Raw genomic sequence first — 25,291 nt, forward strand, 5'->3', positions numbered from 1 at the left:
TCTCCGGAGTGCGGTCAGGACGCCTCCATCGTGCGGCCCAGATGGGTCAGGGCGGTCTCGGCGTCGGCCATGATGCGCTCGATCAGCTCGCGGCAGGACGGCAGGTCGTCGATCACGCCCACCACCTGGCCCGACGCCATCACCCCGAGGTCCGCCCGGCCCTCCACCATCGCGGCCCGCAGCAGCACCGGCGTGTTGGCCGCCTGCAGGACCTGGGCCCAGGTCAGGTCGCGCGCCTGCCTCATCCGGCGGCCCTCGCGCAGCATCTCGCCCCACGACAGCCCCGACAGCCGCTTGAACCTGGCCCCGTTCACCACCGCCCTGACCAGGCGCGAGCGCTCCAGCGACGCCACGAACGGGGTCAGCAGGACCCGGTGGGGCACCCCGTCCACCCTGGTCGTGACGACCGTGTCCCGCGTCGCCAGATAGAGCTTCTTCACCTCGTCGGGCACGGGGGAGTCGCTCGTCAGCAGGAACCTGGTCCCCATGGCGATCCCGCAGGCCCCGTACGCCAGCGCCGCCACCAGCCCCCGCCCGTCGAAGAAGCCTCCGGCCGCGATCACCGGGATGTCCACCGCGTCCACGACCTGGGGCAGCAGCAACGTCGTGGCGACGGAGCCGGTGTGGCCGCCGCCCTCGCCGCCCTGGACGATCACCGCGTCCACGCCCCAGCCCGCCACCTTCTCCGCGTGCCGGCGCGCCCCGACCGACGGGATCGTGACCACGCCCGCGTCCTTGAGCCGGGCGATCAGGTCCCGCTTGGGCGCCATCGCGAACGACGCCACGCGCACGCCCTCCCCGATCAGCACCCCGATCCGCTCGGCGGCGTCGTCGGCGTCGGATCGGAGGTTCACCCCGAACGGCGCGTCCGTGCGCTCCTTCACCCGCCTGATCGCGGCGGTCATCTCGGCCACGGACATCGTCGCGGCGCCGATCACGCCGAGCCCGCCGGCCTGCGAGGTGGCCGCCGCCAGCCGGGCGCCCGCGACGTACCCCATGCCGGTCTGCACGATCGGGTGGCGGCACCCGACCAGGGACGTCAGCGCGGTCCTCACGCCGGCTCCCGGTCCCGCAGGCGCTCGGGGTCGAGCCGGTCCAGGACCTCCAGCTCCTCGACGGTCGGCCCGCGCGTCCGGGGCACGTTGTCGGGAATGTCCAGCTCGAAGCCGGTCGCCGCCACGACGTCGTCCACCTCGACCCCCGGGTGCACCGACACCAGGCGCATGGTCCCGCCGGGGGTGCGGAAGTCCAGGACGGCCAGGTTCGTCACGACGCGGCGCAGGTCGAAGGCGCCCCTGTCGGTCCCGACCCCGCTGACCATGTCCACCGAGGGCACGAACACCCGGGGGGAGTGGCGGGGGATCCAGTAGCTGGTGGGGTCGCAGCGGGTGTTCCCCGGGGCGCCCCGCACGCCCAGCAACTGGGCCTTGGGGCGGGCCCAGTCGCCGATGCAGGAGATGTTCGTGTTGCCGTACCGGTCGATCTGGCTCGCTCCGAGCATGACGTGCCGGCGCCCGTTCAGCACCAGCCACAGGTGCTCGCGGAACGGCAGCCACCCCTCCACCACCCCGGGCGCCCCGCCCAGCGCGGGCACGTCGCCGGTGAGCAGGCAGGTGCCGTCGTGCGTGAGCAGCTCCGGCTCGAACGTCAGCCGCGCCAGCCGCGCCGCCAGCACCGTGACCGGCCCGCCGATGCCCGCCGCCAGGATCTCGCCGTCACCCCGGAACGCCTCCGCGCACGCCACCACGCACACGTCAGCCCTGCTGCTCATCGAACTCCTCCCAAGGCGTCTCCACGTAGCGCCGCTGCAGCGCCTCGTCGCGCCCGTAGTCGGGCTCGCACGCGGTGAACCCCGCCCCGCCCGGCGCCTCCACCACCCCCGCCACCATCGACCGGCTGATCAGCAGCGACTGCACGGGCCCTTCCTTGAGCAGGTTCTCCACGACCCGCTCGCACGAGACGTAGCACCGCCGCGCCGCCTTGGCGTAGAGGTCGTCGAAGTACGGGTCGGTCCCCAGGTACTGGGCGTTGCCCCGCGCGTCGGCCCGGTTCAGGTGGACGAGCGCCACGTCCATGGTCAGCGCGGGCACCGCGACCAGCTCCTCCCCGTCCGCGTACGGCGACCGCACCGTCCGCAGCCCGGGGTTGACGCGCAGCACGTCCGACCCCAGCCCCGCCCGCGTCGGCAGGAACGGCAGCCGGTGCGCCGCCGCGAGCAGCCCGAACATGAACATCCCCTCGTCGTACTCCACGAACTCGATCTCCCCGGCCTGCCTGGCCCGCCGGAAATGGGGCTCCAGGGGGATGGAGTCGAGCGTCACGAACGGGGCCACGACCCTGCGCACCTTCCTCGCCGCGCACAGCATGCCCACGTCAGGGCCGCCGTACGAGACGATCGTGAGGTCGGTGGCGGGGGAGCGCAGGAGGGCGCGGACGAGGGCCATCGGCTTGCGCCGCGAGCCCCAGCCGCCGATCCCGATCGTCATCCCGCTCTCGACCGTGCCCGCGACCTCCTCGGCCGACATCAGCTTGGTCACGTGAATCGCTCCCTGTGCCGGTCTCCGGCGCCCATCAGGTTCAGCTCGAAGGTGAAGCCCTGCTCGAAGCGGTAGCTGCGCTTGACGTCCACGGGGTCGATGCCGTTGAGGGACTCCTTGGCGCGGCGGATCACGTACGGGTCCTTCGCGGCGATCTGCCCCGCCACCTCCAGCGCCGCGTCACGCAGCTTGTCGCGCGGCGCCACCTCCAGCACCGACCCGAACGCGTGCAGCTCGGCCGCCGTCACGTTCCTGCACGTGTAGACCATGGCCCGCATCAGGTGCTGCGGCACCAGCCTGGCCAGGTGCGTGGCCGCGCCCAGCGCTCCCCTGTCCACCTCGGGCAGCCCGAAGTACGCGTCCTCGCCGGCCACCACGATGTCGGCGTTCCCCACCAGGCCGACGCCGCCGCCCAGGCAGTGGCCGTGCACCGCCGCGATCACCGGCACCGCGCACTCGTAGACCGCCGCGAACGCCGCGTAACACGCCCGGTTGACTCCGACCAGCGCCTCGTACCCCTCGGCGTCCCGCAGCTCCTTGATGTCGACCCCGGCGTTGAACCCGCGCCCCTCGGCCCGCAGCACCACCACCCTGGTCTCCGGGTCCTCCCCGGCCCGCCGGAGGGTCCAGGCCAGCTCCTCCCAGCCGCGCACGGTCAACGCGTTCACCGGTGGCACGTCCATGACCACCTCGGCGATCGGCCCGGCCCGCAGAGTGATCCCCATGAGACTCCCTGGTTGCACCTAACGCTTGCTTGGTACGGTAGCACCCGTGACCGTGACTTACGACTACGCGGGCAGGGCCGTCCTGGTGACCGGCGGCACCCAGGGCATCGGCGCGGGGATCGCGCGCGCCTTCCGGGAGGCGGGCGCCGACGTGACGGTCTGCGCCCGGCGCGAGCCGGCCGCCCCGGCGCCGGGGATCCGGTTCGCGCGGGCCGACGTGCGGGTGGCCGAGGACGTGGAGCGGCTGATGTCCGGGTTCGACCGGCTGGACGTGGTGGTCAACAACGCCGGCGGCTCGCCGTACGCGCCGCTCGACGGCACCTCGCCGCGCCTGCACGCCCGGGTCGTCGAGCTCAACCTGACGGCCCCGCTGCTGGTGTCGCAGTTCGCGTACCCGCTGCTCGCCGCCGCCGGCGGGGCGATCGTGATGATCGGCAGCGCCAGCGGCGCCCGCCCCTCGCCCGGCACCTCCGCGTACGGCGCCGCCAAGGCCGGGCTGCACCACCTGGCCCGCTGCCTGGCCGCCGAGTGGGCCCCGGAGGTGCGCGTCAACACGGTCGTCGTCGGCCTCGCCGCGACCGAAAACGCCGCCTCCCATTACGGCGGGCAGGAGGACGGGATGGGGGCGGCCATCCCGTCGGGCCGGATGGCGACGCCCGCCGACGTGGCGGCGGCCTGCCTGTGGCTGGCCGCGCCCGGCTACGTCACGGGCGCGGAGGTACGGGTGGACGGCGGCGGCGAGATCCCCGCCTGGCGGCACCTGGCCTCCAGCGACATTTCCTGATATCTCTGCATGATCCTTCTGGGAGGTCTGTGTGGGAATCTGTGCTGGCCGCGTGGTGATCGTGACGGGCGCCGGACGGGGGATCGGGAGGGAGCACGCGCTGGAGTTCGCCCGGCAGGGCGCCCGCGTCGTGGTGAACGACCTCGGCACGGGCCCCGGTGGCGAGGGCGCCTCGGGAGGCCCCGCGCTGGAGGTGGTCGCGGAGATCGAGGCGCTCGGCGGCCAGGCGGTGGCCAACTGCGACGACGTGTCCGACTGGGGCGGCGCGGCCCGGCTGGTCAAGACCGCCGTCAGCGCGTACGGCCGCCTCGACGTCCTGGTGAACAACGCGGGCTTCGTCAGGGACCGGATGCTCGTCTCCATGACCGAGCAGGAGTGGGACGACGTCGTCCGCGTCCATCTCAAGGGTCACTTCCTGCCGTTGCGCCACGCGGCGGCGTACTGGCGGGAGAGCGCCAAGGCGGGCGAGCGCGTCACGGGGCGGGTGATCAACACCTCGTCCGGCGCGGGCCTGCTGGGCAGCGTCGGCCAGGCCAACTACTCGGCCGCCAAGGCGGGCATCGCCGCGCTGACCCAGGTGGCCGCGGCCGAGCTGGGCAGGTACGGCGTGACGGTGAACGCCGTCGCCCCCGCCGCCCGCACCCGCATGACCGAGGAGGTGTTCGCCGCGACCATGGCCAGGCCGGAGTCCGGCTTCGACCCCATGGACCCGGCCAACGTCGCCCCGCTCGTCGTCTGGCTCGGCTCCGAGGGGTCGGGTCATGTGACGGGGCGGGTGTTCGAGGTGGAGGGCGGCTCGATCGCCCTGGCCACGGGCTGGCGCCACGGCGAGCGGGCCGAGCGCGGCGCCCGCTGGGACCCCGCGGCCGTCGGCGACGCGGTCGCCGGGCTCCTGGCCGCCGCCCCGTCGCCGGAGCCCGTGTACGGGACGTGAGCCGGACGGGTCAGCGCATGGCCGAGCGGGCGGTCGGGCGGAGCAGGATGCGCTCGGGGGCGGCCGTCAGGCGGGGCTTCAGCATCGGGAGGTCCACCTCCCGCTCGTCCTCGGCCGGGTCGAAGCGGGCGAGCCACACGAACACGTTCTCCCCGGTCCGGATCGGAAGGCGGGGGAAGTTGTTCTCCGAGTGCTCCGTCTCCAGGCACGCGACGGGGGGCACCCCGGCCTCGGCCAGCACGGGCGCGACCTCACGGGCGAAGAAGGCGGAGAAGCCGTCCTCGACGTGGTAGATCGTGGCGGCGTACAGGGACTTCGGCAGCTCGGTCGCGCCCGCGGGCGGCCGCTCCCAGGCGGGCGGCTCGGCCCCCACGGAGTGCAGGAGGAGCACGTCGTCGCTGTCGATCATGGTGGCGTTGGCGGCGTCCCGGTGGGCCTGCCACACGGGACCGCCGTAGAAGGCCTCCAGCGCGTCCTTGCGCGCCGCCATGGACGGGAACGCGCGGAGCCAGGCGAACCGGTCGGGCGCGCCCTCGTCGCGGAAGGTGCCGGTGACCCGCATGCCCGTCGCCTCCTGGGTCTCCACGAATTCGCGCTCGAACAGCTCGATCAAGGTGTCCCGCTGCCCGGGCAGCAGCGTGTATTGGCGTAGTTCGAAGATCATGCGGCGGACGTTAGGGCAGGGTCACTGACGTCTTCTGTCAGCGTATTGGGCGAATAATATTCTGGTAACTCATAGCTACCGATCGACAACTCACGGTTATATGCTCGCTGTGACCTTGATCTCCTGCGGTCAAGAAAGGTCAAGGGGGCGGCGCGCCCGTGCTCGCCGGCCCTGAACCCTACCGGCGAAGGAGCAGAAGTTGATCAAAAGAGTGTGCGCCGCCGCAGCCGTGCTGGCCGCGGCCGTCGGCGGCGCACTCCTGGCTGCCCCGGCTCACGCCGACGACGACTGGTTGGGGCCGCTGAGCGGCGACACCCGCGCCGGTAACTGGAGCGGCAACAGCGACTCGTCCCAGTCCGGAAACAACTTCGGGAACGTCACCGGCGTCAACCGCGGCAGAGAGTTCTCGACCAACGTCAACAACGTCAACGGCATCGCGCCGACCGCCACCAACGGCGGCATCACGGTGACCTACATCTTCTACTGACCGGCTGACGTCCAAAGCCAACACGATCTGAAAGGACCATGACCATGGTGAAGAAGCTCTGCGTGACCGGTCTCGTCGCCGCCGCCGCTGCCGGGGTGACCCTGCTGGCGGCCCCCGCGTACGCGGACGTCAACGCGGGTAACTCCAGCTCCAACCGCAGCTCCTCGCAGTCGGGCAACAACTTCGGCAACGTCGTCAGCAGCAATGTGAGCGGCCGCGGCGCGACCAGCGTCAACAACGTCAACGGCAACGCCGCGACCGCCGCCAACCGCAGCATCGTGGGCATCGAGGACATGGTCGAGATCGACTAGCCGAGAGGCGCACACCAGCCCCGGACCAGGTCGATCTCGTGGAGAAGGCGCTCGCCGCCGTACCTCAGCCCCTTCTCCACGCCAGGGTCGACCTGGTCCGGCTATCCGGGGGCGAGCCCGGCCGAGTCCTTCACCCACAGGCGCAGCAGTCCCCTGAAGTGCTCGACGAAGCGGTCACGCTCATGGGCCGGGTACGTGGCGGTCACGGTGTCCACCAGTAACCGGTCGAACTCGGCCCCGGCCACCCACTCCAGCACCACCTCGTCGAGGTGCGGCAGGCGGTCCTGGCAGAAGTCGTGGTAGCGCTCGGTCTCGAAGTACGCGTCGGCCAGCCGGCGGTATTCGGCCAGCCGCTCCTCGTACGTCCCCGCCACGGAGAAGTAGTCGTGCGTCTCCAGGTCGATGCGCGGCCTGCGCCGGGTGGCCACGCAGAACACGCTCCACTTCACCAGCGTCTTGATCGCCCAGGGGAAGTAGTAGTGCAGGCTGGTCAGCGCCACGTCGGGGCAGGCGTTGGCGTAGTCGATCGGGTGCACGTCAGAGCCCTTGACCAGGGTCTCGCAGGAGTTGAACTCCCACCGGAAGAACGCGTTCACCAGCTTCCCGATCGTCACCACCTCCTCGCCCACGGACGGCGACAGGAACGCGTGGTCGACGACGTAGCGGGCGTGCATCGGCTCCTCGGGCCTGAAGCGCATGACCATGGTCTCCGCGCCGATCGACAGCGACCTGGCGAACGCGTCGTACCCGTCGATGGCCTGCTGGAGATGCATGAGCATCTCGCCGCTCTGGTCGTAGGCCCGGTGCAGTTCGTCCCGGTCGCGCACGAGTGAGACGCCGCGCCAGGCCCCGCCGTCGTAGGGCTTCATGAACAGCGGGTAGCCGATCCGCTCCGCGACCTCGTCCAGGTCGAAGGGCTCGTTGTAGCGGGTCGCCGTGTAGGCGTACCGCGCGTTGTCGACCGGGTTCTTGAACGGGACCAGCACCGTCTCCGGCACCTTGAGCCCGAGCCGCATCATCGCGCAGTACGCCGTGTGCTTCTCCATCGACTGGAACGTGAACGGGCTGTTCAGGAGGTAGACGTCGTCCATCATGGCGACCTTCTTGAGCCACTCGCGCGGGTGGTAGTACCAGTACGCCAGCCGGTCGATCACCAGCTCGTGACGCGGCTTCGCGCGCAGGTCGAACGGCTCGATCGTGAGACGCTCCACGTCGAACTCGCCCACCCCCTTGATGGGCCCGAGCCGCCGCAGCACCGTCTCGAACGCCGACGGCCAGTCCTCCTCGGTCCCCAGCAGCAGCCCGATCAGATGTCGCACGACGCCCCTCCTGTCTGACCGCCCGCTCGGCGGCCGGGGTCAGACGCCAGGGAGCCGGCCGTTGCGGAACAGGTCGACGAACCGTTGATGGTCTTCCCGGGCCTGTGCCCCGTACCGGTGGGCGAAATCCACCAGCATCCCGATAAATCCGGGTTTGTCGTTGCCGATGACCGCCACGATCGCCTCCTCCGTCGAGAAGTCGACCAGGTCGTGACTGGACTCGTCGTCGGCCACCGAGTGCATGCGCGCCACCGCCCGCCCCAGGTCCTGCACGATCGAGCGCAGCTCGGCCGGCTCGTTCACGTCGTCCCAGCCCAGGTCCGCCGAGTACGGCGACACCTCGGCCACGAGCTGCCCCACTCCGTTGAGCGTCGTGTATCCCAGCCAGGGATCGGCGTACGCCTGCAGCGCCCGCTGCGACTCCGCCGTGCGATGCCCCTGGTGCAGGAAGTACGAGGCCACCTTCTCGTCGGTGACGTGACGGGCCACCGCGGGCACGGCCGCCTGCTTCATGTAGAGGATGACGTCGTTCTCCAGCGCCTGCGAGCGCCCTTCGAGCAGCAGGTTGTACGAGGGCAGCCCCGCGGAGCCGATGCCCACGCCCTTGCGCAGCGCCACGTCCTTGATCACGTGCTCGACCGGGTTGGCCTGCACGGGCAGCGTGGTCAGGTACTCCTCGAACGCGGCCAGCACCGCCTTCCTGGTGGCCGCGTCCACCGGCTCCCGCCCCTCCATGAGCGCGAACCGCCGGTCGTAGTCGTCGATCACGGTCTCGACGTCCAGCAGCGCCACCCGCGTGCTGAGCCGCGCCGTCTGGAGCACCCGGTGCAGCACGCCGCTGGTGGTCTCCAGGGTGAGCGAGCCGATCGCGTCGTCCCCGCCCGCGGCGAGGGCCCCCAGCTCGACCAGGTACGCGGCGGCGAAGTCGGTGACGAGCACGCTGATCGAGTCGTCGGACAGCGCCTTGGCGTAACCGATGAGCGCCACGCTGGCGGCGAAGCGCTTGAGGTCCCAGACGTACGGGCCCACGTAGGCCTCGTCGAAGTCGTTGACGTTGAAGACGAGGACGCCGGAGGCGTTCATGTACGTGCCGAAGTTCTCGGCGTGCAGGTCGCCGTGGATCCAGACCCGGCTGGTGGGTTCGTCCAGGTAGGAACGGTCCGCGTAGGACTCCGACATGTCCGCGTAGAACAGGCAGGCACTGCCCCGGTAGAACGCGAACGGAGAGGCCGCCATTTTCCGAAATTTCCGCCTAAAAGCGGCGGGGTCTCGCTTGATCGACTCGCCGAACTCTGCCATGAGGACATCGAGCAGGAAGGAGGAGCGTGCGCCCATGCCTCGGACACTAGATCCCCGGGACCCTGCCGACCACCCTGATCTTTCCCTGACAGGCCCGCGTCAGGGTAGGCGCGGACGTCCCTCGTCAGGGGTGCTGCGAGGAGACCGAGACCACCTCGCCCGTCATGTACGACGAGTAGTCACTGGCCAGGAAGACGATCACGTTCGCCACCTCCCACGGCTCCGCCGACCGCCCGAACGCCTCCTTGGCCGCCAGCTCCGCCAGCAGCTCCTCGCTGGTCACCTTCGCCAGGAACGGGTGCACCGCCAGCGAGGGCGCCACCGCGTTCACCCGCACGCCGTGCTCGGCGGCCTCCAGCGCGACGCACCTGGTCAGCGCCATCACCCCGGCCTTGGCGGCGGCGTAGTGCGACTGCCCGCGCTGGGCCCGCCAGCCGATCACCGAGGCGTTGTTCACGATGACGCCGGAGCCCTGGGCGATCATCTGCCTGAGCGCGGCCCTGGTGCAGCGCATGGTGCCGTTGAGGGTGACGTCGATGACCGTGTGCCACTGCTCGTCGGACATTTCCGCCAGCGACGCCGTACCGCCGAGTCCCGCGTTGTTGACCACCACGTCGAGCCTGCCGTGCGCCTCCACCACCGCGTCGAACAGCGCCAGCACCTGCGCCTCTGACGTCACGTCGCACGGCACGGCCAGTGGCTTGACGCCGGTGAGCTCGGTCAGCGCGTCGGCGGCGGCGGCCAGGCGGCGCTCGTGCCGGTCCGAGACGACGATCGTGGCGCCCTCCTCGGCACAGCGCCTCGCGGTCGCGTAGCCGATGCCCGCTCCTGCGGCGGCCGTCACGAGCGTCACCTTGCCGTCGAGCAGTCCGTGCGCCTTCGGGTACGGGGGCATCCGTGCTCCAATCAGCGGGGGAGTCCCAGGGTGCGCTCGGCGATGATGTTCCGCTGGATCTCGCTGGATCCGGCATAGATCGTGTCGGCGCGGCTGAACAGGTAGAGCCGCTGCAACTCATTGAACTCGCCCGGCCCGGCCTCACCGGCCCGGCCGTCCTGGGCGTCTTGGGTGGGCTCGGTCACCAGCCCTGCCTTCCCCTGCACGGCCTGCGCCAACTCGCCCAGCCTCCGGTGCCACTCCGACCAGTAGAGCTTGGCGATCGACACCTCGGGCCCCGGGTTCGGCCGCCGCAGCATCCGGAGCGCGTTCAGCCGCATGATCTCCAGCTCCAGCCACGACTGGACGAGCCTGTCACGCAGCACCGGATCGTCGATCGCGCCCGTCCGTCCGGCGGTCTCGACGACCTTGGCCAGCTCCCGCCTGAACCCGATCTGCTGCCCGAGCGTCGAGGCACCCCGCTCGTAGCCGAGCGTGGCCATCGCGACCCGCCACCCGTCGCCCGGCGCTCCGAGGATGTTCCCCGCCGCCGTGCGCGCGCCGTCGAAGAACACCTCGTTGAACTCCGACGTACCGGTGAGCTGCACGATCGGCCGCACGTCCACGCCCGCCCGGTCCATGGGGACGAGCAGGTACGACAGCCCCTTGTGCCGCTGCGAGCCGGGCTCGGTACGGCACAGCACGAAGCACCAGTCGGCCACGTGCGCCAGCGACGTCCACACCTTCTGCCCGGTGACGACCCACTCGCCGCCTTCCAGGTGCGCCTTCGTCTGCACGTTGGCCAGGTCGGAGCCCGCCTCGGGCTCGGAGTAGCCCTGGCACCAGAGCTCGTCGCCGCGCTGGATCGGCGGCAGGAAGCGGTCCTTCTGTTCGTCGGTGCCGAATTCGAGAATGGTCGGGCCGATCAGCCCTTCGCCGATGTGGCCCACCCTGGCGGGGGCGTCGGCCCTGGCGTACTCCTCGTAGAAGGCGACCTGGTCCTCCAGGGACGCGGCGCGGCCGCCGTACCGCTCCGGCCAGCCCAGGCAGGTCCAGCCGGCCTTGCCGAGGTGGCGCTCCCACGCCTGCCGCAGTTCGTGGCCCTCGTGCTCGCGCCCGGGCCCGCCGAGCCCTCTGACGTGCGCGAACTCGCCGCTCAGCGCCTCCTCCAACCAGGCCCGCGCCTCTCCCCGCAGCCCCGGCACCGCACCCTCAGGCCCCGTCGAGCTCATCGCGCCCGTCGCGCCCGTCACGCCTGGAGGAATGTGCTCGCTGTGTCCTGACGATCCTGCGCGCCCGTCAGAGACGCTCAACGAAGCCTCCGTAGCCCCCGCGGAAGAACAGCAGCGGGCCACCTTCGGAGTGCGTGTCGAGCTGGAGCACCCGGGCCACCACGATCATGTGGTCACCCGCCGGGTGCTCGGCCTCGATCGCGCAGTCGATCCAGGCCAGCGCGCCTTCGAGCACCGGGTTGCCACCGGGGGAGCCGGTCCACTCCAGGCCCGCGAACTTGTCGCCGCCCTTGGTCGCCATCTGGGCGCACACCGCCTGCTGGTGCTCGGCCAGCACGTTCACGGTGATGACCTTCGCGCCGCGCACCTTGGGCCAGCTGGTGCTGGTGTAGGCGACGCAGAACGCCACCAGGGGCGGGTCGAGCGAGACCGAGGTGAAGGAGTTGGCCGCCAGGCCGGACGGCAGGCCGTTCATCGGATCGACCGCCGTGATCGCCACCACACCGGTCGCGAACCTCCCGAGCACCTGCCGGAAGCGGAGGCTGTCGAGGTGACCGTTCGCGCTGTGGGGTGAAGGGCCGGTCGGCATGGCGGCTCCGTTGCGAATCCTGCGCTGAGGGGGCGTCGGAAGGCCGCGACAGCCGTCCGGCGCGACGAGCCGGGCAGCGTGTGTGCTCATGGTCCGCCTCCTAGTCCACCGTCTGCGCTCTATCATACCAAGCGCTTGCTTGGACGGTAGGGCGAACCGGGAAACCATGTCAAGTTCGCATGCCCCACGGCGCGTAACGAGCCGCTGGCGCCCGGTCGCGCACCCCGCCCACCCCGGGCGACCCGTGGGTGGGTGCGTTGACATGGGGGAAATTTCGGGCCTAACGTGACGTTTGTGCCCAAGCGCTTGCTTGATATCCGAGACCGCACCGCGATAGCCGGGGTCGGCTACACCCCCTTCACGAAGGACTCGGGCGTCAGCACCCTCACGCTGGCCTGCCGTGCCGTGCTGGCCGCGCTGGAGGACGCGGGGCTGTCGGTGGACGAGGTGGACGGGCTGGCCACGCACCGCGTCGGTGACTCCGCCGCCCCCACGCTGGTGGCCCCCGCGCTGGGACTGACCGACCTCGCCTGGCATCTCGACCAGTTCGGCGGCGGCAGTGTCTCGCACGCGGTCGTCGGTCAGGCGGTGCTGGCGGTGGCGGCCGGGGTGGCCGAGACGGTGGTGTGCTATCGGGCCATCAACGCCCGTTCCGAGTTCCGCATGGGCGGCACCGGCCGGGGCGTGCCGGCGAGCCCGGAGGTGCAGTATCAAGCGCCGTACGGGTATGTGGCGCCGCCGCAGCAGTACGCCATGTACGCCCGAGCACACATGCTGAAATATGGCACTAAAGCGGAGCATTTCGGGCAACTAGCCGTCACCCAGCGCGCCAACGCGGCCAAGAACCCGCGTGCCCTGATGCGCACCCCCATCACGCTGGACGACTACCTGGCGAGCAGGTGGATCGCGGAGCCGTTCCGGCTGCTGGACTGCTGCCTGGAGACGGACGGAGCCTGCGCCGTGGTCGTCACCACGGCAGAACGCGCCCGCGCTCTCCGCCGCCCCCCGGTGCTGATCTCGGCCGCGGCCTGGGGCGGCGGCACGTCCCACCTCTCGGGCCCGTCCGCCGACCCCACGGTGACCGCGGCCGCCGCACTGGCCCCGCGCCTCTACGCGCAGGCCGGGCTGGGACCGGCGGACATCGACGTGGCCGAGCTGTACGACTGCTTCACGTACTCGGTGATCGTCCAGCTCGAGGACTACGGCTTCTGCGAGAAGGGCGAGGGCGGCCCGTACGTGGCCTCGGGCGCGACGGCGCCGGACGGCCCGCTCCCGGTCAACACCCACGGCGGCTTCCTGTCCGAGGGCTACGTTCACGGCATCAACCACATCGCCGAGGCGGTTTCCCAGCTCAGAGGCGACGCGGGCGACCGCCAGGTGCCCGGGGCCGAGGTCGCGCTGTCCACGGCCCAGCCCGGCTACATCCTGCCGGCCACCTCCGCCCTGATCCTGAGGAGATCATGATGACGGCCTACCGGCCCGAACCCGACCGGGACTCCAGGCAGTGGTGGGAGCGGGTCGCCGGGCAGGAGTTCGCCGTGCAGGAGTGCGAGGGGTGCGGGGCGGTGCGTTTCCCGGCGCGGGCGTTCTGTCCCGAGTGCCGTACGGAGGCGTGGCACTGGCGGGACGTGGAGCCCGAGGGGGTGGTCGAGAGCTGGATCGTCAACCATCAGCCGTTCATGCCGGGGTTCGGGGTGCCGTACGTGGTGGTGATGGTCCGGCTGGCGGCGGTGCCGGGGTGCTTCGTGTACGGGAACTGGTGCGGCGACGGCTCTCCGGAGCGCGGCCGGCGGGTGCGGGCCGCCTACCGCCGGGTCGACGAGCGGTTGACCCTGGTGGACTGGGCGCCGGTGGAGGATGACGGGAATCTGGATGATCATCCGGTCCAGCGCAAATCCTCCCGCTAGTTGACCTTGTTCCGGAAATTGGATTGGTACCGGAAAATCCCACCAGTCCCACCATCACGAAGGGGCCCACAGGTTCGGCTCCGAGGGTTGATGATGATGTCAGAAGGCGTCGACGCGGACGGCTCGGACTGGCGGCGAACGATGACTGATGGGATCTCGGTGACACGCGTGACCTGCGGGTCACGAGTCGCGTTCCCGCCTGCCCGCCGGTCCTCGACGGAACCACCCAGCCGGTCGTGCCGTGCCGTGACGGCGCCCGGCCCCGCACACCGGAGAAGCGTCTCCCTGGACGGGGCCCGGTCGTGGTCGGCGGGTGGGGTCGCCCGTGGCGACCGTAAAAGATGGGGTGTGCCGTTCTGGGCGGCGGCGAGTGCTTCGGGGTCGGCGAGGAACCTTGGTGACGTGCGCATCCGGAGGGCGGCGGGCACCTGGGGATCGGCGAGGACCCGAAGGCCGGCGAGCGCCCGGGAATCGGCGCGGACGGCGGTCACCCACGCGCCTGGGGCGCGGGATCCGCCTGGAAGGGCGCGGCCCCCGCCCATGGCGGGAAGGCGCGAGGCCCTGCGTTGGTCCCTTGGAGGAAAACGCGCCCTGGCGGGCGTGGGGGACCCGCCAGGACGCGCTTCCTGTCCCGTGCGCGACGGCGCCAGGACTCCGGCGAGGGATGGAGTCCTAGACCGTTGGTTCGCGCACGGAGTCGATGGGGGAGTGTGAAAGCTCCCGTTGCCGGTAACGTGCGGCGATGCGTTGAGCTGCACCAACCGGGTCATCAATGGGGTGCGTGACGGGGGCGCCACCCTCCTCATTCCAGACAAAGGATCCGTCATTGCACCACACGGTCAGCTCAGTCAACACCGATAGCTCGCGCACACCGATGCCCATGCTCTGGTAGGTGTGGGTGAACCCCTGGCGACGCAACCCGTAACGCAGTAAACGTGTTGCTTCGCAAGGGGAATGCCAGGGCAGGTACGGCGTACCCGTGCGGACCGGCAACACTGGCCTTCACCCCCTCACCGGCCTTTAGATGGATTTGTACCAACGAATGGATGATGGGCCGGTGGAGGCGGTTCGGTCAAGGGGTTGTGGCCTGCTAGAACCAGATCGTCTAAATTGTTGGAACAAAAGGGGTGAAAGTGGCAAGGTCGGTGCTGTATCAGCAGGTGGCTGCGGAGTTGCGTCGGGCCATCTACTCGGGCGTCCTCGGCCCGGGATCACAGCTGCCGACCGAGGCGCAGCTCATGGAAGACCATGGGGTGAGCAGGAACACCGTAAGGCTGGCCCTGGGAGAGCTCGTCAATGAGGGGCTCGTTACGCGCACGCCGCGGCGCGGAACCGTGGTCAGAGACCGCCGACCGCTGCTGATCTATCCGCAGCGGGAGCTGGAGCCACAACCTTCTGGGGAACTGCGGGAAGCCTTCGCCTATGCCGTGGCGCAGGAAGGCCGCGAGCCAAGCCAGTACATCGAGGTGCTGACGGTTTCTCCCGTCGAGGAGATCGCCAGCAGACTGGAGCTGGCGGACGGGGAATTGGCGGTGGTGCGACGCCGTCTGCGTTTCGTGGACGGCCAGCCGTACAACACCAACGATTCCTACTTCCCCCGTGATCTGGTTGCCGACTCCGAAATCGCCAGACCCGGAGACATCGCGCGAGGGGCGAACCGGGTGCTGGAGGAGCTGGGGCATGCGCAGGTGCGCGTCACCGACGACATCTGGGCCCGTATGCCCAACCAGGAGGAGGCCGAGCGCCTCCAGCTCGAGCTCGGCACACCAGTCATGGTGTATGTCCGAGTTGGATACGACGGGGCCGACATGCCAGTGCGTGTCGCGGTGTCGGTGCTGCCCGCCGACAAACATTTGATCAGATACGAGCTCGATGGCCGCTAACGAGCTCGGTTGAAGGGGTGATCCCGCCGGCTGGGGCCGGGCGCAGCGAGAAATTAGCCGCCTCGCTGGCCTAGGGGAGTCGTGCATACTCCCCTAAATCGCCATTTATCCATATATATCGGGTTGAGGCCCCATTTTCGGCTACGCGCACCATTGCTTCATCACGCTTTGCGTATGCGCGTAAACCCTACGCAACGGGAGTTGTATTATGCACACCAACACGCTTCTTCACCCGCTCGCGCTCCGCAGAGCTGAGCCCGAGGACCTTCCCGGCATACTCACGCTGCTCGCGGACGCCTCCGAGTGGCTCTACTCGCAGGGAGTGCGGCAGTGGCCGCGCGGGGGCTTCGGCCCCGAGCGCATCGTGCCGCTCATCGAGGAGCGGGTGCTGTTCCTGCTCGAAGACGAGCTCAGATACCTGGACCCCGACGAATCGGCCCCGCCGGTGGCCACGATAGCCGTCGACGACAACGCCGACCCCGAGTTCTGGACACTCGACGACGACCCCGGGGCTGCCCTTTATGTCCACAAGCTCGCCGTGGCCCGTCCCTGGTCCGGCAGCGGCCTCGGGGACGCCCTCCTGGACTGGGCCTGCACCTACGCCCACGCGGCCGGGCTGCCGTGGCTGCGCCTGGACTGCGCCAAGGGGAACTGGCGGCTGCAGGAGTACTACCGCAGGCGCGGGTTCCGCCACGTCCGTACGGTGGACCTTCCCCACCGCGCGTCCGGCGCCCTCTTCGAGCGCCCGTCGCGGGACCAGGCCACATCGGCCTTCCGTGACCTGACCATGGCCGAACTCATCTCCGCCTGACACCCCGCACTCATGGCCCCGGTCCCACCGGGATCGGGGCCAAGCGCCCGGGGGCGGCCCACAGGGCACGTGGCGGGCTGCGGGCTTGTCCGGTGGGGCCCGGCAGGGGGTTCCGGTCGCGCGGGCGCTGTGGGAGCGTTTGAGGGCCTGAAACGGGCCCTGCGGCGGCGGGGGAGGCCGTTGGCGGGGACTTTTTGGTGTGATCAGCGGCGGAACGGTGCAGAGCACCATATAACCTCTCCTCCATGACCGGATCCCTGCTCGAGGTGATCGCCCTCAACGTGCGTGACGCCGTGGCAGCTGAACAGGGTGGAGCCGACCGGCTGGAGGTCGTCGCCGACATGGCGGCCGACGGGCTGACCCCTTCCCCGGACACGGTTGCCGCGATCGCCGCGGAGTGCCCTCTCCCTCAGATGGTGATGCTCCGCTGTGACGCCAACTTCATCGCCGACCCCGACGTGCTCGACCGCCTGAGGCGGGACGCCAAGGCGTTGGCGCAGGCGGGGGCGGCGGGGTTCGTGTTCGGGTTCCTCGACGGCTCGGGGAAGGTCGATCTCACGGCGACCGAGGCGCTCATCCACGCCGTCTCGCCGCTCCCGTGGACGTTCCACCGGGCGGTCGATCACGCCGCCGACGTCCAGGCGTCCTGGCGGGCCGTGCGGCTGCTGCCCAACCTGGCCACCGTGCTCACCTCGGGCTCGCCCAACGGGGTGGGGGAGGGGCTGCCGGTGCTGAGGGCGCGCGCCGACGCCGGTGACGGCTCGATCATCCTGGCCGGGGGCGGGCTGAAGCCGGCGCACGTGCCGGCGCTGCTCGACTACGGCATCCGCGCCTTCCACGTGGGCTCCGCCGTGCGGGCGAGCTGGTCCGACCCGGTGGAGTGGCGCCTGGTACGCCAGTGGCGGTCCCTGGTCGAACGCGACTGACCCCGCCCCTCACGTCAGGGCAGGGCCGCGTCCGCGCGCCTGAGAGCGGCCACCAGCGTGCGGATCGTGGCGGGCTCGTCCATGACGCCGCCCCCCGCCTCCCGCTGCTCCTCCCACGCTCTCACCCGCTCCTGGTACGCGTCATAGCGCTCCAGATGGAAGGCGTAAACGGTGGCGAAGCGGCTCACCAGATGGGAAGGATGCATGTCCCACCCCTGGTAGAAGCCGTGCCCCAGCGAATGCCTGACCAGCTCGGCGTGCCGCCGCCACAGCGCGTGCACGTCACGGGTGAGCCCGGAGGCCGGAGAGGCGGCCAGCGACCCGTCCGACAGCTCCACCCTCGTGCCCGCGAACGCCGTCTGCATCACGTGCCGGGCATGGTCGCACGCCGGATGGTCCAGCCGCTGCTCGTGCGGCGGCAGCCCGATCGCGGCCGTGTAGTCGAAGACCCCGAAATGCGCCGCCGCGAGCCGCCCGCCCAGCGACTCCGCCAGGTCCCCGCGCAGGAAGTGCAGCGTCTGCGGCGCCTCCACCTGCATCTCGAACCGCAGCCGCACCCCCAGCTCGTCCTCCAGCCGGGCCAGCACCTCCGTGAACTGACCGAGGTAGGCCTCCATGAGGATCTTGGGAAAGGTCACCGTGAAGCCCGGCGGCAGCTCGCCGGCCCGCCCCATCAGCCCCGAGAGGAACAGGTCGAGCGTGCGCACCGACCGCGCGGGATCCCCGTCGGCGAACGACTTCACCCGAGGCCCCCACCGCCGCGGCAGCGTGCCCGCCGCGTGCATCGTGGCCACCGCCTCGACGGCCTGCGCCACGTGATCGTCCTCCACCAGGTCGGGACGTATGCCGTACCCGTCCTCGAAGTCGATGCGCAGGTCCTCGATCGGCTCCGAGGAGAGCTTCTGGATCACCTTGGGGTGCACGGCGGCGGCCAGCCCGCCGGGCACCCCGAAGACCTCCGCCAGCGCGGCGGGATCGGGCAGATGCGCCTTGACCAGGGACAACGCCTGATCGCGCCACTCGGAGAGTGTGCGGATCGAGAACCGGTCGGCCGGGACGTAGACGGTGTGGACCGGCTGCCGGTCCGCGCCGGCGGAGGGATAGCGGGCCTGCTGGACCCGGTAGGCCTCGTCGAACCCCTCAGGAACGGAACGCACGGAGCATTGCCTCCAGGCCGACCAGCTTGACGCGTTCGCCGCGGCCCAGCGACCTGGCCAGCTCGGCCTCGGCCGCCTCGATCGCCAGCCAGTCGTCGTACGTCACGGGACGCACCCCGCGCGCGGCCAGCAGCGCGTCGATGGCCCCGCCGCTCACCCGCGGGCGATCCGAGAGGTCGGCGAGGAGCGTGCGGACCGTTTCCGCCGCGTCGGACTTGTTGGTGCCGATCACCCCGGTGGGACCGCGTTTGAGCCAGCCTGCCACGTATTCACGCTCGCGCACCCGCCCGGCCTCGTTCGGCACGGTCATGGTCTTCTCCGAGAACGGCACCCCGGGCAGCGGCACGCTCTGGTAGCCCACCGAACGCAGCACCATGCCGACCGGCAGCGTCTCGAACTCGCCCGTGCCGACCACGCGCCCCTCCTCCGACAGGCGGGTGCGTTCGAGCTTGAGGCCCTCCACCCGCTCGGTGCCGAGGATCTCCACGGGCCGCAGCCAGAAGCGCACGTCGAGGCGGCGCGGGCGGCCCACCGGGTTGCGGGCGGCCCACGACTGCAGGACCTTGATGTTGCCCTGGACCTGGCGCGGGAAGTCGACGCCCAGGACGACGGCCTCGTCGGGGCGGACGCAGACGTCGGCGTTGGCCAGCTCGCCCAGCTCGCGCAGCTCCTTCAGGGTGAACTTGGCGTGCTCGGGGCCGCGGCGGCCGATCATGTGGATGGCCTTGACCTGGCTCGCCTCGAGGCGTTCGAGCACGTCGTGCGGCACGTCCGTGGAGCGCAGCTCCTCGTGGGTCTTGGCCAGGACGCGTACGACGTCGACCGCCACGTTGCCGACGCCGATCACCGCGACCTCGGAGCTGTCGAGCGTGAACCGCCCCGGATCGACGTCGGGGTGCCCGCAGTACCAGTTGACGAAGTCGGTCGCCGCCACGCTGCCGGGCAGGTCCTCACCGGGGATGCCGAGCTTCCTGTCGACCATCGCGCCCGTGCAGTAGACGACCGCGTCGTAGGCGCCCAGCAGGTCCTCGACGGAGACGTGCTCGCCCAGCGTCACGCCGCCGAGGAAGCGGACCTCGGGCAGTTCGAGCACTTTCCGCAGGTAGTTCGCGATCGACTTGATCGACGTGTGGTCGGGCGCGACGCCGTACCTGACCAGCCCGTACGGGGTCGGCAGGCGTTCGAGGACATCGACCTCGACGGGCTCGGCCGACTGCTTCACCAGAGCCTCGGCCGTGTAGATCCCGGCGGGGCCCGACCCGATGACCGCCACGTGCAACGCCACGCTGCCTCCTAAGACTCGGTTACACGCGTCCCACCAGATGTAACCGGCCGGTGTGATCCAGGTATCCCCGATCGCCGGTCCGGATGAACCCGTCCCTCGCGAACACCGCATGATCGGTGTTCTTGCCAACGTAGCCGCTCATCACAGCCTCGGAGCGGAGGAGTACCTCGCCTTCGTCCTCATCTGACAGTACGCGTCCGTCGGCGCTCCTGATCGACACGTCCACACCGCCTCGTGGCCTGCCGACACAGACCTCGGCGTCCTCGGGCGGGTCGTCGGGCCGGGTGCCGAGCCCCAGCCCGGCTTCGGGGCAGATGTAGCGGTTGCACACGGGCACGCGGTATCTGTCCCGCAACGCCCTGATCAGCTTGGGCGGGGCGGGCGCGCCGGCGGACAGGACGAGGGCCAGGTCCGGCAGGTCCCCGCCGCAGGCCAGGATGCGCGAGAGCTGGTACGGGGTGCCGTGGAGCACCTCGATCCCGTGCTCGCGGATCACCTTGATCGCGGCGTCCGGGCTCCATTCGGGCAGGACGTGACAGGTCCGCCCGGTCTGCAGGAACATCGGCAGCCGCGTGGCGAACCCGAGCCGGCCCAGCGGATGCGGCACCAGCCGCGCGTCGCCCGTCCCCCAGCGCGTCCCCGCCCCGTGGGCTCTGATCGCCTCCAGCTGCTTGTTGCCGAACACGACCCCTTTGGGCGGTCCCGTCCTGCCCGAGGTGAACGTGATCACGACCGGTCGTGCGGGGTCCGGCGGGAACGGCGGCGGTGGCGGCTCCCGCCTGCACAGGCTCCCGAGCCGGACGGGGCCGCCGCGCTCGATGGGCAGCGTCACCACGTCGAGCCCGGGCAGCGGCGGGAGCACCCCGGGGGCGGTGATGACGATGGCCGGGTCCAGCCGGGCCAGCAGTTCGGGCCGCTCGGTCCCGATGCCGGCCGTCACCGCGTCGATCTTCGCGGCCGCCACGTAGCAGATCACGAACTCGGGCCCGTCGGGGAGGGCCAGCGCCACGACGTCGCCGACGCGCGTCCCCCGATGGGCCAGCCCGGCGGCCACCTGGTCGGAGAGCCGGTCCAGGTCGGCGAAGGTCAGCACGGCGGAGCCGGTGACGACAGCGGCGCGCCCCCCGAATCTACGTGCGGCCTCCCCGGCCAACAGGCGCAACATGGCAGCTCCTGGGGCAGATGGCGCTAATTTGACCCTACCCACCCTGGAGCCCCGGCAGACGTTCTCACCTTGCCGGAGATGGAGTTCACTCCCTCAGGAGAGCCTCGGCCGACGTGCGGAGCGTCGGCTTGTCCACCTTGCCGTTCACGTTCACCGGCAGCGAGTCCACCACCACGACCCGCCTGGGCACCTTGTAGTTGGACATGTTGTCCCTGGCCCAGCCGATCAGCCCCTCCGGATCGACGGCGGCCCCGGGCCGCGGGACGACGTACGCCACCCCCGCCTCCCCCCTGGCCGGGTCCGGCACGCCCACGACCGCCGCCTGCGCCAGCGAACCCTCCCGCAGCAGTAGCGACTCCACCTCGGCCGGCGAGACGTTGAACCCGTTGACGATGTAGAGCTCCTTCTTGCGGTCCACGATGGCCAGGTTGCCCGCCGGGTCCAGCACCCCCACGTCCCCCGTGTGCAGCCACCCGTCGCCGTCCACGACCTCCGCCGTCCGCGCGGGCTCGCCCCAGTACCCCCGCATCACCCCGTAGCCCCGCTGCAGGATCTCCCCGCGCTCCCCGGCCGCGACCTCCTTGCCGTCGTCGTCCACGATCCGCACCTCGATCCCGGGCACGGTCCGGCCGGTGGTGTTGGCGATGACGTCGATGGGGTCCCCGGCGCGGGTCATGGAGACGACCGTGCCCTCCATCAGCCCGTACGCGTTGATCATCCGCTCCAGCCCGACCCGTTCCACCAGCCGCGTGATCAGGCGGGCGGGGACGGCGGCGGCGCCGCAGATGGCCACGCGCAGCGAGGACACGTCCCAGGACCCGCGGTCCAGCTCGTCCAGTATCCGGTGGAAGAGCGTCGGCGGGCCGGCCAGCACCGTGATCCGCTCGGAGGAGATCAGCGACATCACGGCGTCGGGCGTGAAGACGGGGATCGGCATCATCGTGGCCCGGCGCAGGACGCAGGCGATGAGCCCCGCGTTCAGCCCGAACCCGTGGCTGAACGGGGCGACGATCGGATAGCGGTCGCGCTCGTCGAGGGTGACGATCTCGGACCAGTCCCAGTAGCCGCGCAGGACCTGGGCGTGGTCGATCATGACGCCCTTGGGCACGCCCGTGGTGCCCGACGTGGACATGATCTCGCACAGGTCGTCAGGGCGTACGGCGAGCGCCCGCCCCTCGGCCTCCCGGGCGGAGACCCGCGTGCCCAGGGCGCGTAAGTCGTCGGGGCGGTGCAGGCCGGAAAGGGGCGGCAGCAGGTCGGCGAGGGAGGCGGCCGACGGGCCCGCTCCGGTGATGAGCACCTTGGCGCCGGTCTTCTCGATCAGCTGGGCGGCCTCGATGCCCTTGAAACGGGACGAGAGCGGCACGATGACCGCCCCCGCGTCCCAGATCCCGAACGCGTGCCGCACCCAGAACGCCGAGTTCACCCCCCACATCGCCACCCGGTCACCGGGCCCGACGCCGAGGGCGATGAGGCCGCGGGCGATCTCGGCCGCCGAGGCCCGCAGCTCGGACAGTGTCGTCCGCGTGCCGCCCTCGGAGACCACGACGGCGCCGGGGTGGTTGTCTGCCTGGTCGCGAAGCATGCGGGGGAGCGTTCCCCAGTCCGGCATCGTTGCCATGTTGCCCCTAGGTGATGAGAGCGCGGTCCCTTCCGAGGTGGTGGCCGCGCAGGTCGTTCACCGTGCCCGGCGCGGGGCTCTCGGAGACGTCCTGGGCGATCTCCACGTCGATCGAGATGGGCGTCAGCGCCTGGACGGCCTGCTGGATCCGCGACTTCCACATGGGGTTGCGGACCAGGCTCGCCCGGCTGAACGTGACCGTGAGCACGGCCGCGTCCAGCGTCCCCTGGCGGCTGATCGACAGGTCCCAGCCGGACACGCCGTCGACCTTGGACAGCGCCTTCTCGATGCGCGGCAGCGCCAGCCACACGCCTCTGACCAGCACGTGGTCGCCCACCGTATGGGCCGGTGCGGGCATGCCCGCACCGCCCAGTCGGGCGACCTGGCCGGTCCTGAGCACGGTGTCGCCGGCCGCGGAGGTGACGACCAGCTCGGCGAGCTCGGCCGCGGGGTCGGGGGAGTCGTCCTTGGTCAGCGCCGCCAGGCCCAGCACGTCGTCGGCGAGCGGGGTGAGCGGCTCGTCCTCCGACGCCCGCCACGCCAGGGCGCCGCCGGTGAACGGGCTCGCGAACACCTCCGTCACCCTGGCCTCGAACTCTCCCGCCAGGTGGGCGATCGTCCGTTTGGAGGCGATCTCGCCGGTGAGGACGATGTTCCTGATCCCGAGGTCCAGCGGGTCCAGCAGGAACTCCAGGTGCAGGCGGGCCAGGAAGTCCATCGCGCCCGTCGGGGTGCTGACCAGGGTGGAGGCCTTGAGGGCGGTCAGCGCGTGGTGCAGGCGCATCCGGCCGCGCGGGCCCACGTCGGCGACGGCCTCGGCCACGTCGGCCGCGGCGGCCGTCCAGAGCGCGCCGGCGGGTTCGGCGAGTGCCACCACGACGCGCTCGCGCTCGCCGACCCCGCACTCACGCAGGGCCTTCGCGGTCAGCACGTGGTCGCGGGGGTCCAGCGGGACGGCGCTCGACAGGTCGGGGGAGACGAGCAGGAGTCCGGTGGCGGACCGCGCGGCGGCGCCGAGGTCGTCACGGGTGAGCCAGCGGGCCATCAAAGCACCATCTCCGTACGGTCAGGCGTCCGGGGCGTCGGGCGAGGGCGGGCCGTCAACGCGCCACCTCGGTCATGAACAGCGTCATCGAGTCGCAGACCCGGTCATGCGCCAGCCCGCCCACCTGCGCCTGGATGATGAGGTCCGTCGCGCCCGCCTCGGCGATCCTGGCCAGAGCCTTGCGCGAGCCCTCCACGTCGTCGACCACCACCATCAGGTGCTCGCGCAGCGTGGCCATGGACTCGTCGGGCGGCATCCCGGCCGCGAGCTGCCCCAGCACCCGGTGGGTGGCGTGGCGGGCGTCGTAGTAGTCGGGCGGGGTGACGAGGTTGACCTGGCGGCGGATGTACCACAGGACGGCGTCGGCGGCCGAGGCGGTCGCCTCGTCGCGGGTGGGGGCGACGTACCAGGGGATCATCAGGGCGACGCGGCGGCTCGCGGGGTCGAAGCCGTGCTCCGCCAGACATTCCCGATATTTCGTGATGTCGGAGGCCACGTCGTCGATGCCCTTGAGCATCGTCATACCGAGCAGGTTGTACCCGTGCTTGGCCGCCGCCAGATAGCCCTCCAGCGAGGTCGACGCCACCCACACCGGCGGGTGCGGCCGCTGGGCCGGGCGCGGGTAGACGGCCACGTCGGGGATCTCGAAGAACTCGTTCGACCGGCTGATCGGCTCGCCGTCGGCCTGCCAGATGGCCAGCGTCGCCTCCAGCGAGTCCTCCCAGATCTGCCGCGACTTCTCGAACGGCCGCTGGAACGCCTGATACTCCAGGGGCGAGGCCCCCCGTCCCGTGCCGAACTCCACCCGGCCGCCGCTCAGCACGTCCAGCGTGGCGACGCGCTCCGCCGTGCGGATCGGGGACTGGAACGGCAGCAGCACCACGCCGAGCCCCAGATGGATGCGCTCGGTGCGCTGCGAAATGGCGGCCAGGACCAGGTCGGGCGCGGAGGAGTGGGAGAAGCCCCTGGTGAAGTGGTGCTCCACGAACCAGGCCGTGTCGAACCCCAGCCGGTCGCCCAGCACGACCTGGTCGACCACGTTCTGGAAGGTCTGCTGCTCCACTTCGCGGGTGCGACCGCGAACCTCCAGCTCATACCCCAGGCTGATCCGTAGGGACGTCATCGCGCCTCCGAAGTAGTGAACCAAGCGCTCGCTTGGTAGAGCGTATCAGCAGCGAAGACTTGCGGGAAGGGCGCGTGCCCGATCAGAGTGGATGGCTGTGAAGCGAAAGCGCGCGCTGCGGCGGCCTAAGGACGGCCCGTATCCCGATTCCGCCGACGACGACCTCTCGCTCACCAGCGCCCGCAGGTATGAGGCGTTCGGCCGGGTGATGGCCGCGCTGGCGACCGAGGCCGACTTCATCGAGTCGTGCCGCGACCTGACGTGGTGGCGAGGGGCCGATCACAGCTGGCACATCGAGTGGCGCGACGGGCCGTACGCGTCCGAGGTGGCCTCACTGCTGGTCCAGCAGGTGCGCGACCCCGACTACGACGGCCCGCTCGTCACCGAGGCCGGTCCGGGGAGCAGCGGTTCGGCCGTGCTCGACGTGATGGGCGTGCGGTTCGAGCTGCGCGCCATCGACCCGATCGGGCGGGCCACCGTACGGGAGCGGCCCGGCTTCTGGCGCCTGGCCGAAGCCCTCGACACCACCCGCCGCACCAACACCCGCCACCCCTGGGAAGAACTGCTCGGCGGCTGACCCCGCCGCGACTACTTCCAAAGGGACCTTCGCCGA

At 70.9% G+C, this 25,291-nt stretch carries 26 protein-coding genes; 10 read left to right on the top strand and 16 right to left on the bottom strand.

Annotation, left to right across the window (positions count from 1 at the left end; genetic code table 11):
- Window positions 1–14: 14 nt before the first annotated feature.
- From ACWEPL_RS28710 to ACWEPL_RS28725, 4 genes are read right to left on the bottom strand one after another with little or no spacing between them, the layout of a single operon-like run.
- Entirely contained in the window at window positions 15–1,055 is a 1,041-nt protein-coding gene (locus ACWEPL_RS28710) for an NAD(P)H-dependent flavin oxidoreductase (RefSeq protein WP_452437974.1), read from the bottom strand.
- Window positions 1,052–1,771 carry a CoA-transferase subunit beta gene (locus ACWEPL_RS28715; protein WP_452437975.1) on the bottom strand — a complete coding sequence of 240 codons (720 nt, stop codon included), beginning with the start codon at window positions 1,769–1,771 and terminating at the stop codon, window positions 1,052–1,054. Before ACWEPL_RS28715 ends, ACWEPL_RS28710 begins: the two co-directional genes overlap by 4 nt.
- Window positions 1,755–2,525, bottom strand: coding sequence for a CoA transferase subunit A (locus ACWEPL_RS28720; RefSeq protein WP_452438007.1), 771 nt, complete (start codon window positions 2,523–2,525; stop codon window positions 1,755–1,757). The genes ACWEPL_RS28715 and ACWEPL_RS28720 overlap by 17 nt, the downstream gene beginning before the upstream one ends.
- 8 nt (window positions 2,526–2,533) lie before the next feature.
- Window positions 2,534–3,262, bottom strand: a complete 729-nt coding sequence (locus tag ACWEPL_RS28725; RefSeq protein WP_355201536.1) for an enoyl-CoA hydratase family protein — start codon at window positions 3,260–3,262, stop codon at window positions 2,534–2,536.
- A gap of 46 nt (window positions 3,263–3,308) precedes the next feature.
- On the opposite strand from ACWEPL_RS28725, the gene ACWEPL_RS28730 reads away from it, so the two are divergent.
- A complete protein-coding gene (locus ACWEPL_RS28730) occupies window positions 3,309–4,046 on the top strand; it encodes an SDR family oxidoreductase (RefSeq protein WP_452437976.1) in 738 nt (245 codons plus the stop codon).
- A gap of 31 nt (window positions 4,047–4,077) precedes the next feature.
- Window positions 4,078–4,980, top strand: a complete 903-nt coding sequence (locus tag ACWEPL_RS28735) for an SDR family oxidoreductase (RefSeq protein WP_452437977.1) — start codon at window positions 4,078–4,080, stop codon at window positions 4,978–4,980.
- 10 nt (window positions 4,981–4,990) lie between these two features.
- Here ACWEPL_RS28735 and ACWEPL_RS28740 read toward each other — a convergent pair whose 3' ends face one another.
- Window positions 4,991–5,644 carry an NIPSNAP family protein gene (locus ACWEPL_RS28740; protein ID WP_363967756.1) on the bottom strand — a complete coding sequence of 218 codons (654 nt, stop codon included), beginning with the start codon at window positions 5,642–5,644 and terminating at the stop codon, window positions 4,991–4,993.
- A 199-nt stretch (window positions 5,645–5,843) separates the two neighbouring features.
- On the opposite strand from ACWEPL_RS28740, the gene ACWEPL_RS28745 reads away from it, so the two are divergent.
- Together ACWEPL_RS28745 and ACWEPL_RS28750 are read left to right on the top strand one after the other, a co-directional pair.
- Window positions 5,844–6,131 (top strand): hypothetical protein, encoded by a 288-nt coding sequence (locus ACWEPL_RS28745; protein WP_363967754.1) that lies wholly within the window; start codon window positions 5,844–5,846, stop codon window positions 6,129–6,131.
- Between the two features lie 44 nt (window positions 6,132–6,175).
- Entirely contained in the window at window positions 6,176–6,442 is a 267-nt protein-coding gene (locus tag ACWEPL_RS28750) for a hypothetical protein (protein ID WP_350724587.1), read from the top strand.
- A gap of 101 nt (window positions 6,443–6,543) precedes the next feature.
- Here the strand turns inward: ACWEPL_RS28750 and ACWEPL_RS28755 are convergent, their stop codons facing one another.
- The 5 genes from ACWEPL_RS28755 to ACWEPL_RS28775 form a co-directional block, all read right to left on the bottom strand.
- Complete coding sequence (locus ACWEPL_RS28755; RefSeq protein ID WP_363967752.1) at window positions 6,544–7,761, bottom strand: ATP-grasp domain-containing protein; 1,218 nt, start codon at window positions 7,759–7,761, stop codon at window positions 6,544–6,546.
- Window positions 7,762–7,800: 39 nt separating this feature from the next.
- Window positions 7,801–9,096, bottom strand: coding sequence for a DUF2252 domain-containing protein (locus ACWEPL_RS28760; RefSeq protein ID WP_452437978.1), 1,296 nt, complete (start codon window positions 9,094–9,096; stop codon window positions 7,801–7,803).
- Window positions 9,097–9,184: 88 nt separating this feature from the next.
- Window positions 9,185–9,955 carry an SDR family oxidoreductase gene (locus ACWEPL_RS28765; RefSeq protein ID WP_350724592.1) on the bottom strand — a complete coding sequence of 257 codons (771 nt, stop codon included), beginning with the start codon at window positions 9,953–9,955 and terminating at the stop codon, window positions 9,185–9,187.
- An 11-nt stretch (window positions 9,956–9,966) separates the two neighbouring features.
- Window positions 9,967–11,166: an acyl-CoA dehydrogenase family protein gene (locus tag ACWEPL_RS28770; RefSeq protein WP_452438008.1), complete on the bottom strand. Its 1,200-nt coding sequence runs from the start codon at window positions 11,164–11,166 to the stop codon at window positions 9,967–9,969.
- A gap of 67 nt (window positions 11,167–11,233) precedes the next feature.
- Complete coding sequence (locus ACWEPL_RS28775; protein ID WP_452437979.1) at window positions 11,234–11,845, bottom strand: flavin reductase family protein; 612 nt, start codon at window positions 11,843–11,845, stop codon at window positions 11,234–11,236.
- 204 nt (window positions 11,846–12,049) lie between these two features.
- Here ACWEPL_RS28775 and ACWEPL_RS28780 point away from each other — a divergent pair, with 204 nt between their 5' ends.
- From ACWEPL_RS28780 to ACWEPL_RS28800, 5 genes are all read left to right on the top strand, one after another.
- Window positions 12,050–13,219 (top strand): thiolase C-terminal domain-containing protein, encoded by a 1,170-nt coding sequence (locus ACWEPL_RS28780; RefSeq protein ID WP_363967748.1) that lies wholly within the window; start codon window positions 12,050–12,052, stop codon window positions 13,217–13,219.
- Window positions 13,216–13,662 (top strand): Zn-ribbon domain-containing OB-fold protein, encoded by a 447-nt coding sequence (locus ACWEPL_RS28785; protein ID WP_363967746.1) that lies wholly within the window; start codon window positions 13,216–13,218, stop codon window positions 13,660–13,662. The genes ACWEPL_RS28780 and ACWEPL_RS28785 overlap by 4 nt, the downstream gene beginning before the upstream one ends.
- 1,145 nt (window positions 13,663–14,807) lie before the next feature.
- Window positions 14,808–15,545, top strand: a complete 738-nt coding sequence (locus ACWEPL_RS28790; RefSeq protein WP_355201549.1) for a GntR family transcriptional regulator — start codon at window positions 14,808–14,810, stop codon at window positions 15,543–15,545.
- A 208-nt stretch (window positions 15,546–15,753) separates the two neighbouring features.
- Window positions 15,754–16,356: a GNAT family N-acetyltransferase gene (locus ACWEPL_RS28795; protein WP_452437980.1), complete on the top strand. Its 603-nt coding sequence runs from the start codon at window positions 15,754–15,756 to the stop codon at window positions 16,354–16,356.
- Between the two features lie 245 nt (window positions 16,357–16,601).
- A complete protein-coding gene (locus tag ACWEPL_RS28800; RefSeq protein ID WP_350724601.1) occupies window positions 16,602–17,282 on the top strand; it encodes a copper homeostasis protein CutC in 681 nt (226 codons plus the stop codon).
- Window positions 17,283–17,296: 14 nt separating this feature from the next.
- On the opposite strand, the gene ACWEPL_RS28805 is transcribed toward ACWEPL_RS28800, so the two are convergent.
- The 6 genes from ACWEPL_RS28805 to ACWEPL_RS28830 all read right to left on the bottom strand — a co-directional run bounded on the left by ACWEPL_RS28805 (window position 17,297) and on the right by ACWEPL_RS28830 (window position 24,678).
- Window positions 17,297–18,439: a DUF6986 family protein gene (locus tag ACWEPL_RS28805; RefSeq protein ID WP_452437981.1), complete on the bottom strand. Its 1,143-nt coding sequence runs from the start codon at window positions 18,437–18,439 to the stop codon at window positions 17,297–17,299.
- Entirely contained in the window at window positions 18,423–19,724 is a 1,302-nt protein-coding gene (locus ACWEPL_RS28810) for an FAD-dependent oxidoreductase (RefSeq protein ID WP_452437982.1), read from the bottom strand. Before ACWEPL_RS28810 ends, ACWEPL_RS28805 begins: the two co-directional genes overlap by 17 nt.
- 19 nt (window positions 19,725–19,743) lie before the next feature.
- The gene (locus tag ACWEPL_RS28815) at window positions 19,744–20,889 is read right to left on the bottom strand and encodes a class I adenylate-forming enzyme family protein (protein ID WP_363967737.1); all 1,146 of its coding nucleotides are present in this window, start codon (window positions 20,887–20,889) and stop codon (window positions 19,744–19,746) included.
- Window positions 20,890–20,974: 85 nt separating this feature from the next.
- Window positions 20,975–22,501: an AMP-binding protein gene (locus ACWEPL_RS28820; protein ID WP_452437983.1), complete on the bottom strand. Its 1,527-nt coding sequence runs from the start codon at window positions 22,499–22,501 to the stop codon at window positions 20,975–20,977.
- 16 nt (window positions 22,502–22,517) lie between these two features.
- Window positions 22,518–23,555 (bottom strand): hypothetical protein, encoded by a 1,038-nt coding sequence (locus ACWEPL_RS28825; RefSeq protein WP_452437984.1) that lies wholly within the window; start codon window positions 23,553–23,555, stop codon window positions 22,518–22,520.
- 55 nt (window positions 23,556–23,610) lie between these two features.
- Window positions 23,611–24,678 carry an LLM class flavin-dependent oxidoreductase gene (locus ACWEPL_RS28830; RefSeq protein WP_350724612.1) on the bottom strand — a complete coding sequence of 356 codons (1,068 nt, stop codon included), beginning with the start codon at window positions 24,676–24,678 and terminating at the stop codon, window positions 23,611–23,613.
- Window positions 24,679–24,769: 91 nt separating this feature from the next.
- Between ACWEPL_RS28830 and ACWEPL_RS28835 the strand changes: the two genes are divergently transcribed.
- The gene (locus ACWEPL_RS28835) at window positions 24,770–25,255 is read left to right on the top strand and encodes a hypothetical protein (protein WP_363967731.1); all 486 of its coding nucleotides are present in this window, start codon (window positions 24,770–24,772) and stop codon (window positions 25,253–25,255) included.
- The last annotated feature ends 36 nt before the right edge of the window (window positions 25,256–25,291 follow it).

The organism is Nonomuraea sp. NPDC004186 (genome assembly GCF_053603495.1).